Raw genomic sequence first — 13,822 nt, forward strand, 5'->3', positions numbered from 1 at the left:
TTAATCCTTCTGATGGCCGTAAACGCGCGGCTGGGTGTAGTAATCGATGAGCGGCACGCAGATGTTGGCAAGCAGAACCGCAAACGCCACGCCATCGGGATAGCCGCCAAAGCTGCGGATCAGCCAGACCAGCAGTCCAATCAGCGCGCCATACACCAGGCGGCCACGGTTAGTCGTTGAGGCGGTCACCGGGTCGGTGGCAATAAAGAACGCGCCCAGCATGGTGGCACCGGAGAAAAGGTGAATCAGCGGACTGTTCAGCGATTCCGGGGAGAAGAACCAGCCCAGTGTGGCGCAGAACGCCAGTGACAGCAGCATGGCGGCCGGAATATGCCAGCGAATCGCACTCTTCCACAGCAGGAACAGGCCGCCCGCCAGGTAACCGACGTTCACCCACTGCCAGCCGAGCCCGGCCAGCACGCCGCTGTAAATCGGCTGCGCCAGCAGATGTTCGGCACTGTGGCCGGCACGTAAGCCGGTTTTAAAGGTATCCAGCGGGGTCGCCTGGCTGATGCCATCCACACCCAGCTGCAACTGCTGCATGGTGTCACCCGCCACCGTGTGGCCCTGGAACACCATGCTCAGACTGTCCATCAGTCCGGGTTTAATCGCCTGTAGCATGTCAGGCGGCAACCAGCTGGTCATCTGCACCGGGAAGGAGATCAGCAGCACCACATAGCCAACCATCGCCGGGTTAAACGGGTTCTGGCCCAGTCCGCCATAGAGCTGTTTGGCAATGACCACCGCAAACAGGGTACCAATGACCACCAGCCACCAGGGCGCCAGCGGCGGCAGGCTGATACCGATCAGGATGGCGGTCAGCAACGCCGAGTTATCCGCCAGGGTGCTGGCAACCGGTGCTTTACGCAGACGCAGGATCGCCGCCTCTGTCAGCCAGGCGGTAAGGGTCGCCAGTAAGACCTGTAAAACGGTGCCGTAGCCAAAAAAATAACACTGTGCAGCAAAACCGGGCACCGCCGCCAGCACCACCAGCAGCATGATGTTGCCGGTACTTCGGCGGTTATGGGTATAGGGAGAACTTGCGATACGAAAAGCCATTTAATCCTCAAGCGTCGTAGACGACTGCGCTTTACGCGCTTTGGCACGGGCGATGGCGGCGGCAATAGCGGCCTTGCGCGCATCATCGGGTTGATTCAGTTCAGGTGCCTGTTCAGGTTCAGCATTGGCGTTATTTGCCTGCTCCTGCGCCTGTTCCGCGTTCTCTACCGCAAAGTGTGCGGCGGTGGCGAGCGCTGCGGCGTCACGTGACGCGGCATCCGCCGCACTTTCAGCCTGTGCCGCTTTCTTCGCTTTAGCGCGGGCGATAGCCGCCTGAACCGCGGCTTTACGCGGATCGGTTTCTACGGCGGCGTCCGACGCGGCTTCTGGAACGCTCTCCGAAGCAGCCGGAGCCGTCGTATCAGCGCCTTCTGCCTGCGCGGCTTTCTTCGCTTTGGCGCGGGCGATAGCCGCCTGAACGGCGGCTTTACGCGGGTCGGTTTCAGCGGCAGCGTCTGATACGGCGTCAGTAACGCTCTCCGCTACAGCCGGAGCCGTCGCATCAGCGCCTTCAGCCTGCGCGGCTTTCTTCGCTTTAGCGCGGGCAATAGCCGCCTGAACGGCGGCTTTACGCGGGTCGGTTTCAGCGGCAGCGTCTGATACGGCGTCAGTAACGCTCTCCGATACAGCCGGAGTCGTCGTATCAGCGCCTTCAGCCTGCGCCGCTTTCTTCGCTTTGGCGCGGGCGATAGCCGCCTGAACCGCGGCTTTACGCGGATCGGTTTCTACGGCGGCGTCCGACGCGGCTTCTGGAACGCTCTCCGAAGCAGCCGGAGCCGTCGTATCAGCGCCTTCTGCCTGCGCGGCTTTCTTCGCTTTGGCGCGGGCGATAGCCGCCTGAACGGCGGCTTTACGCGGATCGGTTTCTACGGCGGCGTCCGACGCGGCCTCTGTAACGCTCTCCGATACAGCCCGCGTCGTCGCATCAGCGCCTTCTGCCTGCGCGGCTTTCTTCGCTTTGGCGCGGGCGATAGCCGCCTGAACGGCGGCTTTACGCGGGTCGGTTTCAGCGGCAGCGTCCGACGCGGCCTCTGTAACGCTCTCCGATACAGCCCGCGTCGTCGCATCAGCGCCTTCAGCCTGTGCCGCTTTCTTCGCTTTGGCGCGCGCTACAGCGGCCTCGACGGCGGCTTTGCGCGGATCGACACTGGCGTCAGCAGCCGTATCAGCCGGTGAAACTTTCTTCGCTTTTGCCCGAGCAATAGCCGCTTCAACCGCCGCTTTACGCGGATCGACTGACTGACGCGTCACCGGCTGGGTTTCAGCCTGAGCCTCTGCCTGACGCAGACGCGCCTGCGCATGGCGGGCCTCACGCTGCGCTTCAAGCGACGCTTCATCCGGTTCAGCGGCCTGGCGGGCTTTCACCCGCGCTTTGGCTGCGGTCAGTTCGCTGGTATCGGTGCGGGCAACTCGCTGTTTCGCCTCTTCATGACGCGCTTCACGGGCCTGCTTCTCACGCTCCAGGCGCGCCTGACGCGCTTCGAAGCGGGCTTTGGCCTCCAGCGTGCGTTTCGCTTCCAGATCGATGGCGCGCAGTTCCGCTTTTTCCTGACGGTAATATTGCACCAGCGGGATATTACTCGGGCAGACATAGGCGCAGGCACCGCATTCGATGCAGTCATCAATATGATGTGCACGCGCTTTATCGTGATCGCCGCCCTGGCTGTACCAGTAAAGCTGCTGCGGCAGCAGCTTAGCCGGACACGCATCGGCACAGGCAGAGCAACGAATGCAGGACTGCTCTTCGTCGTTATTGCCCATCTCACTGGCAGAGGGCGCAAGAATACAGTTGGTAATCTTCACCACCGGCACATCCAGCGATGGCAGGGTAAAGCCCATCAGCGGACCGCCCATAATCACCATCTGACGCGGTGCAGGCGTGAAACCCACCTGATGCAGCAGATGGCTGATTGGCGTGCCAAGACGACTCCAGACGTTACGCGGCTGGGCAATCGCCTCGCCGGTCAGCGTCACGACGCGTTCGGTGATCGGTTCACCATTGATGATGGCCCGTTTAACCGCCCAGGCGGTACCGACGTTCTGCATCAGCACGCCGATATCGGTTGAGCGTCCGCCGTGCGGCACTTCCATGCCGGTCAGAATGCGGGTCAGCTGCTTGGCACCGCCGGAAGGATATTTGGTCGGGATCACCCGGATTTGCAGATCGCGCTCGCTGCCCAGCGCCTGTTTCAGTGCGGCGATCGCTTCGGGTTTATTATCTTCAATGCCAATCAGTACCCGTTCAGCCTGTAACACCCAGGCGAGAATGCGGCTGCCTTCCAGCACTTCGGCGGCGTAATCCTGCATCAGGCGATCGTCAGCGGTGATGTAAGGTTCACACTCCGCCGCATTAATAATCAGGGTTTTAACCCCGCGCAGGCCGCCTTTCAGTTTGGTGGCGGTCGGGAAGCCCGCGCCGCCCAGCCCCGCGATGCCCGCATCATGAATTCGCTGCACGATGTCGGCGCGCGGATGCTGACGGTAGTCTGGCAGCGGATCGAGCGGCATCCAGCGGTCTTCACCATCGGGCGTCAGGAAGATGCAAAGTTCGGACAGACCAGAAGGGTGCGCGGTCATATGCTGACCGATATCCTCAATTACGCCAGAGGTGGGTGCATGGACCGGCAGCATACGGCCGGTACCAAAGGTCAGGGGCTGACCGCGCAGCACTTTGTCGCCGGGCGCAACGCAGATCTCACCTTCATGTCCGATGTGCTGTTTCAGCGGAATAATAAAACGGTGCGGCAACGGCAGTTCGCTGAGCGGCGTGCCGTTGGACTGGGTTTTCATTTCGGGCGGATGAATGCCGCCCTGAAAATCCCAGACCTTCTCTTTTTTCAGGAAGTTAAACAGATTAAGCATGAGTTTCTACCGGGATCACCCGTACAGGAATGGTATTCAAATCCCACTTCCAGTTAGCTGGCGTGGTGGCGACCGGACGCATTTCAATACAGTCAGTCGGGCAGGGCGCGACACAGAGATCGCAGCCGGTGCAGACATCGCTCAGCACAGTGTGCATGGCGCGGGTTGCGCCGACAATCGCATCAACCGGACAGGCCTGAATACATTTGGTGCAGCCAATGCAGTTGGCTTCATCGATAAACGCCACGGTGCGCACCGGCTCTTTCGCCGTTTCATCGCCATCAATCGGCTGCGGTTCAACGTTAAGCAGCGCAGCCAGCTTGAGCATGGTCTGCTCCCCGCCCGGCGCGCATTTATTGATTGCTTCTCCGTTGTTGCCGACCGCATCGGCATAGGGTCGGCAGCCCGGATAGCCGCACTGGCCACACTGGCTCTGTGGCAGAATGGCATCAATCTGCTCAACGATAGGATCTTCTTCGACCTCAAAGCGGCGCGAGGCGTAACCCAGCAGGGCGCCAAACACCAGGCTCAGGGCGCTTAATACAGCTACAGCAATCCAGATCGCGGTCATCAGAATTTCACCAGACCGCTGAAGCCCATAAACGCCAGCGCCATCAGGCCTGCGGTAATCAGGGCAATGGAGTTGCCTTTGAACGGCGCAGGCACGTTGGCCAGCACCAGTCGCTCACGCATTCCCGCGAACAGCACCATGACCAGCGAGAAGCCGATAGAGGCACTGAAACCATACAGCGCGGCCTGCATAAAGGTGTGGTTAAGGTTAACGCTCAGCAGAGGCACGCCCAGCACTGCACAGTTAGTGGTGATCAGCGGCAGGAAGATACCCAGCAGGCGATAGAGCGACGGGCTGGTTTTACGCACCACCATTTCGGTGAACTGCACGACGACAGCGATCACCAGGATATAGGCCATGGTGCGCAGATAGACCAGGTCCAGCGGCAGCAGGATCAAGTGGTTGACCAGCCACGCGCAAATAGAGGCCAGCGTAATCACGAATGTCGTGGCGAGGCCCATGCCAATCGCCGTTTCCAGTTTTTTGGAAACGCCCATAAAAGGACAGAGGCCGAGAAACTTCACTAAGACGAAGTTATTCACCAGCACGGTGCCAACAAAGAGAAGCAGATAATCGGTCATTTTTTCGCCTGGGAGCCGGAAAGCGGCTTATTATCATTGATAGCGCGGCGTATCTCAATATCCGCGCCTCCCGCAAGGCGGCAGACCGCACTCAGAATTAAATTCCTGACATAACTCACAGCGTTACGGCGCGATAAAGGTGGTTTTTACCCGCTTTGAACGTTTGAAATAGGGTGCAAATACCGCCGCCGCGAGCAGTGACAGCAGTAACGTCTGAAGAGCACGGCTATCGGCAACCGGCGTAAAAGCAAAGGTTTTCAGCGCCAGCAGCACGGTTATGAGCAGCCAGAGCAGATAGTGGCGCGGCAAACGGCGCGAGCGCTTAAAGAAAAGCCAGCTGATCCAGAGGCTGTAGGCCCAGACCGCCACGGCGGTAAGCAGCGAGATGGCCCAGTAAGAAAGGAGGGTGCTGCCGTGTGAAAACAGCGCCACACGCCATTCCGGATTAAAGAGGGGGGTCAGATACATCGCCAGCACCAGAACGGTGGTTAACAGGGTCATTATCAGCCAGGCCAGCGGCAGCAAAAGCCAGCCACCAATACGCGGCGCAGCAACCTGTTCATTCATCGTGGTTATTCCTGTCTCGGGGAGTCGAAGCGCAGCAGAATAACATGTCCAGAGGGGCACGCCCATCCGGACAAGGTCAGAGGTAAAGAGAGCGATTAATCAGCCGGATATCAGACCACGTAGCGCCACACCGTTTTAGGGACACAGCCAAGATCATATAATCGTCCGCCAGAAACCAGTTCGGCACGACGATGATCGGCAGCCCGATACATATTGATGATTTCCATATCATTTGTAAGGGAGTAGTTAAGGTGATCGAAAAGCTTTTCCAGACTGTCTGAATTATTTACTTTGCGGAATTTAAGCAGGTAATCGTGCGCAGTCATCATTGCCATAACAGATAGAAGTACAAAGGAGTGCTCAGTATAGGGGGCAAGCCAGGGCTGTCCAGATCGGGCCGGTTAAAAAAGGCGAAAATCAGACTAAAGCACCTTATCAGCTATTAAAAGTCCAAATCTGCTATTTTTATCGCAGTCAGTGCCAGCCTGCCCGCGCGATGATAGTAAATATGGCATTAGCTCACACAAATCCATGCCGGAATACATCGTTGAACGCGTATTTTAAATATCATTTTGCATTCCTTCAGGCCAGCCAATGCATCAATGCCTCCTTTCTGACAATTTCCGGTCAGAAGAAATAATCCTTTTGAAACCACGCGCATAGAAACGTTTCGCGCCCAATCAGCACGCGCAAACGACTGTGCGGGCAATCACAAATCCCATTTTTTGTTCATCGCAGGCCGGATAACCCATTTAGTACGCCTGTCTGTAATCGTTTCCAGTGGCGTTAAGCATAAGCGATTCTGTTTATTACAATTATTTAACGGACATTGTTTTATTACTCAGTCGTTTTATCCATAACGCTGTGACCAGCGAACCCGTCTGGCTGCACGTAACTCCTTTAAATTGCTCTGATTTGTGAAGTGTGTCGCCATTATGCACGCTTTTTTAGTCCAGTCTAAGCAGGCTCTCTACCCTAAACAGCAAACGCCTTTCAGAGGATTAAAAACTATGTGGAAACGTTTACTTCTGACCACGCTGGTCAGCGCCGCGTTAACCGGCCCGGTGCTCGCTGCAGATATGACGGTGGGCTTCTCGCAGGTAGGTTCGGAATCTGGCTGGCGTTCGGCAGAGACCAGCGTGGCGAAAAGCGAAGCCAAAAAACGCGGAATCACCCTGAAAATCGCCGACGGGCAGCAGAAACAAGAGAATCAGATCAAGGCAGTACGTTCGTTTATTGCGCAGGGCGTTGATGCCATCTTCATCGCGCCAGTCGTACAGACCGGCTGGGAGCCGGTTCTGGAAGAAGCCAAAGATGCCAAAATCCCGGTTTACCTGCTGGACCGCGCCATCGTGGTGAAAGACAAATCGCTCTATCAGGCCGTCGTGACGGCGGACAACGTGCTGGAAGGCAAACTGATTGGCGACTGGCTGGTGAAAACCGTGGGTGACAAGCAGTGTAACGTGGTGGAACTGCAGGGTACTGTCGGTGCCAGCGTGGCAATCGATCGTAAGAAAGGCTTTGCTGAAGCGATCAGCAACCATCCAAACATTAAAGTGATCCGCTCGCAGTCCGGTGACTTTACGCGCAGTAAGGGTAAAGAGGTGATGGAGAGCTTTATCAAGGCTGAGAACAACGGCAAAAACATCTGCATGGTTTACGCGCATAACGATGATATGGCGATCGGTGCCATTCAGGCGATTAAAGAAGCCGGCCTGAAACCAGGCAAAGACATTCTGACCGGCTCGATTGATGGTGTGCCGGATATCTACAAAGCGATGCTGGCAGGGGAAGCCAACGCCAACGTGGAGCTGACACCGAACATGGCTGGTCCGGCATTTGATGCCCTGGAGAAATTCAAAAAAGATGGCACGCTGCCGCCTAAAGTCATCAAGACCGAGTCGAAGCTGTTCCTGCCTGCTGACGCGCAGGCGGAACTGGATAAGAAAAAGGGTATGGGTTACTGATCCACAGACCTGCCAAAGACCAGCCGCAGACCGCCCTACGGGGCGGTTTTTCATGACGTGAGGCGGAGTGAGCAGAATGACCACGCAAAATGAAACACCGCTGTTATCCATCAGCGGCGTCAGCAAAGGGTTTCCCGGCGTTAAAGCGCTGAGTCATGTTTCCTTTGATATTCGCAAAGGGGAGATCATGGCGCTGCTGGGGGAAAACGGTGCGGGGAAATCGACCCTGATAAAAGTGCTGACCGGTGTTTACAGCCGTGATGCCGGAACGATTACCCTCAATGGTGAACCGATTACCCCGCATAACACCGCGCAGGCGCAGGAGATGGGCATCGGTACCGTTTATCAGGAAGTGAATATGCTGCCGAACATGTCGGTGGCAGATAACCTCTATATTGGTCGTGAGCCGCGTCGCTTTGGCATGATCGACCGTCGCCGCATGGTACGCGATGCCGATGCGCTGATGCGGAACTACGGTTTTTCCCTCGACGTGACGCGCCCACTGGGCCACTACTCGGTGGCGATGCAGCAGATTATTGCCATCTGCCGCGCGGTGGATCTTTCGGCGCAGGTGCTCATCCTCGATGAGCCAACCGCGAGTCTGGATGCCAGCGAAGTCGAAATGCTGTTTACCCTGATGGCGCAGCTAAAAGCCAAAGGGATGAGCCTGATTTTTGTGACCCACTTTCTCGACCAGGTGTACCGCATTACTGACCGGATTACCGTGCTGCGTAACGGGCAGTTTATCGCCACCCGCGATACCGCCACGCTGCCGCAGATTGAGCTGATTAAGCTGATGCTGGGTCGCGAACTGCTGGAGACTGCATTACAGCGTCAGGGCAGCACGCTGCGCAGTAATCAGCCGGTGGTGTCGTTTGAAGATTACGGCAGGAAGGGCACCATCGAACCCTTCAACCTGGCGGTGCGTCCTGGTGAAGTCGTCGGCCTGGCCGGGCTGCTGGGATCTGGCCGCACAGAAACCGCTGAAGTACTGTTTGGTATTCGTCGGGCCGATCGCGGAACCGCGAAGATCAAAGGCAAAGTGCAGCGCATTACCAACCCGGCGAAAGCCTCACAACTTGGCATGGGATTTTGCCCGGAGGATCGGAAGACGGATGGGATTATTGGCGCAGCCTCCGTTCGCGAAAATATTATTCTGGCGTTGCAGGCGCAGCGCGGCTGGTTAAGGCCAATTAAGAAGCGCGAGCAGCAGGCGATTGCTGACCGTTTTATTAAGAGCCTGGGCATTCGCACGCCACACGCCGAGCAGCCGGTAGAGCTGTTATCGGGCGGCAACCAGCAGAAGGTGCTGCTGTCGCGCTGGCTGGTGACTAAACCGCAGTTTTTAATCCTCGACGAACCGACGCGCGGCATTGATGTAGGCGCACACGCCGAGATTATCCGTTTAATTGAATCCCTGTGCGCCGATGGTCTGGCGCTGCTGGTGATCTCCTCTGAACTCGAAGAGCTGGTCGGTTATGCCGATCGGGTGTTGATCATGCGCGATCTGAAGCAGGTGGCAGAAATTCCGCTGGAGCAGCTTTCGGTGGCGTCGATCGTCAATGCTATCGCGGACGGAGGAGCAAAACATGCTTGAGTCGCCTATGACATCTGAAAAACCACCACGTCGTAAGCTGAAGTTTCCGCCAGGGATGCCGCAAATCGCCGCGCTGCTGCTGGTGCTGCTGATCGACAGTCTGGTAGCCAATAACTTTTTTGCCGTGCACCTGCAGGATGGTCGCCTGTTCGGCAGCCCGATCGATATTCTTAATCGTGCGGCCCCGGTTGCCCTGCTGGCAATTGGCATGACGCTGGTGATCGCCACTGGCGGCATCGATCTTTCCGTGGGTGCGGTGATGGCGATAGCGGGCGCGACCGCCGCCACACTGACCGTCGCCGGACACGGTGTGCCGTTCATTATTCTCTGCACGCTGGGAACCGGTTTAGCCTGTGGGTTATGGAATGGGGTGCTGGTGGCGCTGCTGCGTATTCAGCCGTTTGTTGCCACGCTGATTCTGATGGTCGCCGGGCGTGGTATCGCTCAGCTGATTACGCAGGGGCAGATTGTGACATTCGACAGTGACAGTCTCGGCTGGTTTGGTAACGGCTCGCTGTGGATGTTGCCGGTCCCGGTCTGGATCACGCTGGTGGTGGCGCTGGCCGTCTGGCTGCTGACGCGCAAGACCGCGCTGGGTCTGTTTATCGAAGCGGTGGGGATTAACCTGCGCGCTGCCCGCAATGCGGGCGTGACGGGCTGGCTGGTGGTGATGTCCACCTATGCGCTCAGTGGCGTCTGTGCCGCTGTTGCGGGTCTGATCGTTGCGGCGGATATTCGCGGTGCGGATGCCAATAACGCCGGTTTGTGGCTGGAGCTGGATGCGATTCTCGCCGTGGTGATTGGCGGTGCATCGCTGATGGGTGGCCGCTTTAATCTGGTGTTGTCGCTGATTGGCGCACTGATTATTCAGTCGATGAATACCGGGATTCTGCTTTCCGGCTTCCCGCCGGAGCTGAATCAGGTGGTGAAAGCGGTAGTAGTGATGTGTGTGCTGCTGCTGCAGTCACCGCGGTTTATTGCGATGTTGAAACGGAGACGCCCTACATGATTAAACGTCATCTTCCGCTGATGATCACCTTGCTGGTGTTTGTGGCGGGTTACCTGTTTTGTCTGAGTCAGTTTCCGGGCTTTGCCTCTACCCGGGTGATATGCAATATCCTGACCGACAACGCCTTCCTCGGGATTATCGCCGTCGGCATGACCTTTGTGATTTTGTCGGGTGGTATCGATCTGTCGGTTGGCGCAGTCATTGCCTTTACCGGCGTGTTCCTGGCGCGGGCGATTGGCGATTTCCATGTCGATCCGTTGCTGGCGTTTGCGCTGATTCTGTCACTGGGCGCGCTGTTCGGAGCCATGATGGGCTGGCTGATCGATGCGCTGAAGATCCCGGCCTTTATCATTACTCTGGCGGGGATGTTTTTCCTGCGCGGCTGCAGTTATCTGGTGTCGGAAAACTCGATTCCTATCGATCATCCGTTTTACACCCTGCTTTCCAGTCTGGCGTGGAAAGTGCCGGGCGGAGGGCGTCTTAGTCTGCTGGCGGTGATTATGCTGGTAGTGGTGTTGGGCGGGATTATTCTGGCGCACCGCACGCGATTTGGTAACCGGGTTTACGCCATCGGCGGCAATATGACGTCGGCTCAGTTGATGGGTGTTTCAACCCGAGCCACCACCATTAAGATTTATATGCTTTCCACCACGCTGGCGACGCTGGCTGGCATCGTGTTTTCGATCTATACCTCGGCAGGTTATGCGCTGGCCGGGTTGGGTGTGGAGCTGGATGCGATTGCGTCGGTGGTGATTGGCGGCACGCTGCTGTCGGGCGGTGTCGGTACGGTGCTGGGCACGCTGTTTGGCGTGCTGATTCAGGGGCTGATTCAGACCTGGATTAATTTCGACGGCACGCTGAGTTCGTGGTGGACCAAGATCGCCATCGGGATCCTGCTATTTGCGTTTATCGCCCTGCAGCGGTTACTGACGGTGATCTGGGATCGTCAGCAGAACGCGCCGGTTAAGCGAATCCCTACCTGAATAAATGGCTGAATGGCGGCTCTCAGGAGCCGCCATTTATTGTGCCAGATGCAGTACCATCACCGTGACCGCTTCACCCGCTACCTGCCGCTGTTCCACCGCCTGCCATCCTGAACGCTGATAGTATGCCTGTTGATCGGGTGTATAGAGCCAGAGCTCGCCAATCTGCTGTTGTTTTGCCCGGACAATCGCCTGCTGGATCAAGGCTTTCGCCACGCCCCGGCCCCGGTATTTCTTGTCCGTCACCACTTCACCTATCCAGTATTCCCTTACCGCGATGTCGTCCAGTTCATAACGGATGACACTACAGGTCGCGATAACCGTTTCACCGTCCGATGTGGCGACGAGAGTAAATTCCGCCGAGCCGGTCTGATTCCGTTTTGTTAAACGCGTAAGGATGGTGGCCTGATGCGACCATGCAGGAAGATGTGACCATTCAGTGTGCAACAGTTTTGCGGTTTGTGGGGCGTAGTCGGGATGTAGGTTCAGATCGGTAATTTGCATGGCGCTTTAACCTTGTTTTATCAGGTATGTAGCGATACAGGCTGGTGGGGGAAAGTGCAAGATGGTGAAAGAGTAGCGTTATAGCAAAGACTAAAGCGCTCTTTTGTATGTCCGGAAATACAATCGCTATGGGATTTGTGTGCAAGGTCAGGAAAGGTATGCCTGATCGCAAAGAATTCCCGCATCCATGCGGATCGGCCGCGCCATCCCTGGCGCGGACGCTTTGCTCTTCAGGCATACCATTCCTTCCCGGTTGGGTTTGATCATGGCTTTTAACAACTTGCACTGAGCTATCAAAAAGGAAGGAATCGTAGGCGGTTGAGTGAAACATCTGACGCATGAAGTTATTGCTAATACGCTTGATGCTCTGAGCTTTGAAATATTCGCTCAGACTCAACAAAAAGGAGGGGATGGCGGGCAGTGGAGTAAAGCGTCCGCCGCATGGATGCGGCGGCCGAGCCTACAGGGATGTATTTACGGCGACTTTACGTAACGCCCGCCATTCCCGACTGAATAGCACAGTTTTTATCAAAACCGACGCGGAATTAATTCCTGCGTCGGTCTTTTTTAATCACTTAGGCACGCTACCAATCAAAGAAAGGCAGCACCAATCACCTATTAACGTTTCAACCGGTAATACGCTTCATTCCAGCGCAGCGCGTCTTTAAACGCAGGCAAGGTGGTGTGCTCATCAATCACCAGCACTTCGATATCATTCATCTCACCATACAGATACATATCGTCGAGCGTCAGCGCCTGACTGAACACCGTATGGTGCGCACCGCCGCCCAGAATCCACGCTTCGGAAGCGGTCGCCAGTGAAGGCTGCGCTTTCCACAGTGCGCGGGCAACCGGCAACTTCGGCAGCGGTTTCGGCTGTTCGATAGCATCCACCACGTTAACCAGCAGACGGAAACGATCGCCCATATCAATCACGCTGGCGTTAACCGCACGACCGGCTGGCGTGGAGAAAATCATGCGTGCCGGGTCGGCTTTATCGCCAATGCCGAGGAACTGCACATCGATTAATGGCTTCTCTTCAATGGCAATCGACGGGCAGACTTCCAGCATGTGCGAGCCGAGCACCAGATCGTTGCCCGGTGAGAAGTGATAGGTGTAATCCTCCATAAATGAGGTGCCACCTTTGCGATCGCCTGCCAGCACTTTGAAAATGCGCAGCAGCGCAGCAGTTTTCCAGTCACCTTCGCCGGCGAAACCATAGCCCTGACCCATCAGACGCTGAACCGCCAGACCGGGCAACTGCGTCATGCCGTGCAGCGTCTGGAAGTTAGTGGTGAAGGCGTGGCAGCCTTCCGCTTCCAGGAAACGCTTCAGACCGAGTTCTATGCGCGCGGCATCCAGCACGTTCTGACGTTTTTCGCCGCCAGACGCAGCGACATCAGTAAAGCGATAAAGGCTTTCGTACTCGTCCATCAGTGCATTCACGTCGCCATCGCTGACGCCATTGATCACCTCAACCAGATCGCCTACACCCCAGCCATTCACTGAATAGCCGAACTGAATTTGTGCGGCGACCTTATCGCCTTCGGTCACGGCCACTTCACGCATGTTGTCGCCAAAACGGGCGACTTTCAGCTGCTGGCTGGCCTGTTTTGCCAGCGCTGCACGCATCCAGTTGCCCAGACGCTGCTGACTGGCGCTGTCTTTCCAGTGACCGGTCACCACGCTGTGCTGCAGGCCCATGCGCGCGCCGATGAAACCGAACTCACGGCCGCCGTGCGCGGTCTGGTTCAGGTTCATAAAGTCCATGTCCATGCTGCCCCACGGGATCTCCGCATTGAACTGGGTATGGAATTGCAGCAGCGGCTTATTCAGCACGCTCAGGCCGCCAATCCACATCTTGGCCGGGGAAAAGGTGTGCAGCCAGGTAATGATCCCGACGCACTGCTTGTCATAGTTGGCGTCGCGGCACAGGGCCAGGGCTTCATCCGGTGACTTCACCAGCGGTTTCAGCTCCAGACGCACGGGTAAACCGGCCTGATTCAACCCCTCGACGACCTGACGTGCATTCTCTTCAACCTGGCGTAATGTCTCCGGCCCGTAGAGGTGCTGCGTGCCGATGACAAACCACACGCTGTAGTTATTTGACTGTTCCATAAAA

12 protein-coding genes are annotated in these 13,822 nt (G+C 56.9%); 4 read left to right on the forward strand and 8 right to left on the reverse strand.

From position 1 onward, the window contains the following. The 6 genes from rsxD to ydgT all read right to left on the reverse strand — a co-directional run bounded on the left by rsxD (nt 1) and on the right by ydgT (nt 5,966). Nucleotides 1-1,059 (reverse strand): electron transport complex subunit RsxD, encoded by a 1,059-nt coding sequence (gene rsxD / locus NIM72_RS20655; protein WP_222924080.1) that lies wholly within the window; start codon nt 1,057-1,059, stop codon nt 1-3. After that, on the reverse strand, nt 1,060-3,921 hold the full coding sequence (rsxC, locus tag NIM72_RS20660) for an electron transport complex subunit RsxC (protein WP_253421809.1): 2,862 nt from the start codon (nt 3,919-3,921) through the stop codon (nt 1,060-1,062). Beyond that, entirely contained in the window at nt 3,914-4,492 is a 579-nt protein-coding gene (gene rsxB / locus NIM72_RS20665; protein ID WP_010245386.1) for an electron transport complex subunit RsxB, read from the reverse strand. Before rsxB ends, rsxC begins: the two co-directional genes overlap by 8 nt. Then, nucleotides 4,492-5,073, reverse strand: coding sequence for an electron transport complex subunit RsxA (rsxA, locus tag NIM72_RS20670; RefSeq protein ID WP_003853423.1), 582 nt, complete (start codon nt 5,071-5,073; stop codon nt 4,492-4,494). The genes rsxB and rsxA overlap by 1 nt, the downstream gene beginning before the upstream one ends. Before the next feature lie 123 nt (nt 5,074-5,196). Beyond that, the gene (locus NIM72_RS20675; RefSeq protein ID WP_161732458.1) at nt 5,197-5,640 is read right to left on the reverse strand and encodes a DUF2569 domain-containing protein; all 444 of its coding nucleotides are present in this window, start codon (nt 5,638-5,640) and stop codon (nt 5,197-5,199) included. Nucleotides 5,641-5,750: 110 nt separating this feature from the next. Continuing rightward, complete coding sequence (ydgT, locus tag NIM72_RS20680; RefSeq protein ID WP_033782999.1) at nt 5,751-5,966, reverse strand: transcription modulator YdgT; 216 nt, start codon at nt 5,964-5,966, stop codon at nt 5,751-5,753. Between the two features lie 684 nt (nt 5,967-6,650). Here ydgT and ytfQ point away from each other — a divergent pair. From ytfQ to yjfF, 4 genes are all read left to right on the forward strand, one after another. Continuing rightward, a complete protein-coding gene (ytfQ, locus tag NIM72_RS20685) occupies nt 6,651-7,607 on the forward strand; it encodes a galactofuranose ABC transporter, galactofuranose-binding protein YtfQ (RefSeq protein WP_150009958.1) in 957 nt (318 codons plus the stop codon). A 76-nt stretch (nt 7,608-7,683) separates the two neighbouring features. Beyond that, nucleotides 7,684-9,204 carry a sugar ABC transporter ATP-binding protein gene (locus NIM72_RS20690; protein ID WP_161732456.1) on the forward strand — a complete coding sequence of 507 codons (1,521 nt, stop codon included), beginning with the start codon at nt 7,684-7,686 and terminating at the stop codon, nt 9,202-9,204. Beyond that, nucleotides 9,197-10,213 (forward strand): galactofuranose ABC transporter, ATP-binding protein YtfT, encoded by a 1,017-nt coding sequence (gene ytfT, locus NIM72_RS20695; RefSeq protein WP_253421811.1) that lies wholly within the window; start codon nt 9,197-9,199, stop codon nt 10,211-10,213. The genes NIM72_RS20690 and ytfT overlap by 8 nt, the downstream gene beginning before the upstream one ends. Continuing rightward, nucleotides 10,210-11,196 (forward strand): galactofuranose ABC transporter, permease protein YjfF, encoded by a 987-nt coding sequence (gene yjfF, locus NIM72_RS20700; protein WP_161732452.1) that lies wholly within the window; start codon nt 10,210-10,212, stop codon nt 11,194-11,196. The genes ytfT and yjfF overlap by 4 nt, the downstream gene beginning before the upstream one ends. Nucleotides 11,197-11,232: 36 nt before the next feature. Here yjfF and NIM72_RS20705 read toward each other — a convergent pair whose 3' ends face one another. Both NIM72_RS20705 and araA read right to left on the reverse strand, forming a co-directional pair. After that, entirely contained in the window at nt 11,233-11,700 is a 468-nt protein-coding gene (locus NIM72_RS20705; protein WP_253421814.1) for a GNAT family N-acetyltransferase, read from the reverse strand. Nucleotides 11,701-12,318: 618 nt separating this feature from the next. After that, nucleotides 12,319-13,818: an L-arabinose isomerase gene (araA, locus tag NIM72_RS20710; RefSeq protein ID WP_253421816.1), complete on the reverse strand. Its 1,500-nt coding sequence runs from the start codon at nt 13,816-13,818 to the stop codon at nt 12,319-12,321. Between the last annotated feature and the right edge of the window lie 4 nt (nt 13,819-13,822).

Source organism: Pantoea sp. B550 (assembly GCF_024158165.1).
Classification (GTDB): Bacteria; Pseudomonadota; Gammaproteobacteria; order Enterobacterales; family Enterobacteriaceae; genus Pantoea; species Pantoea alfalfae.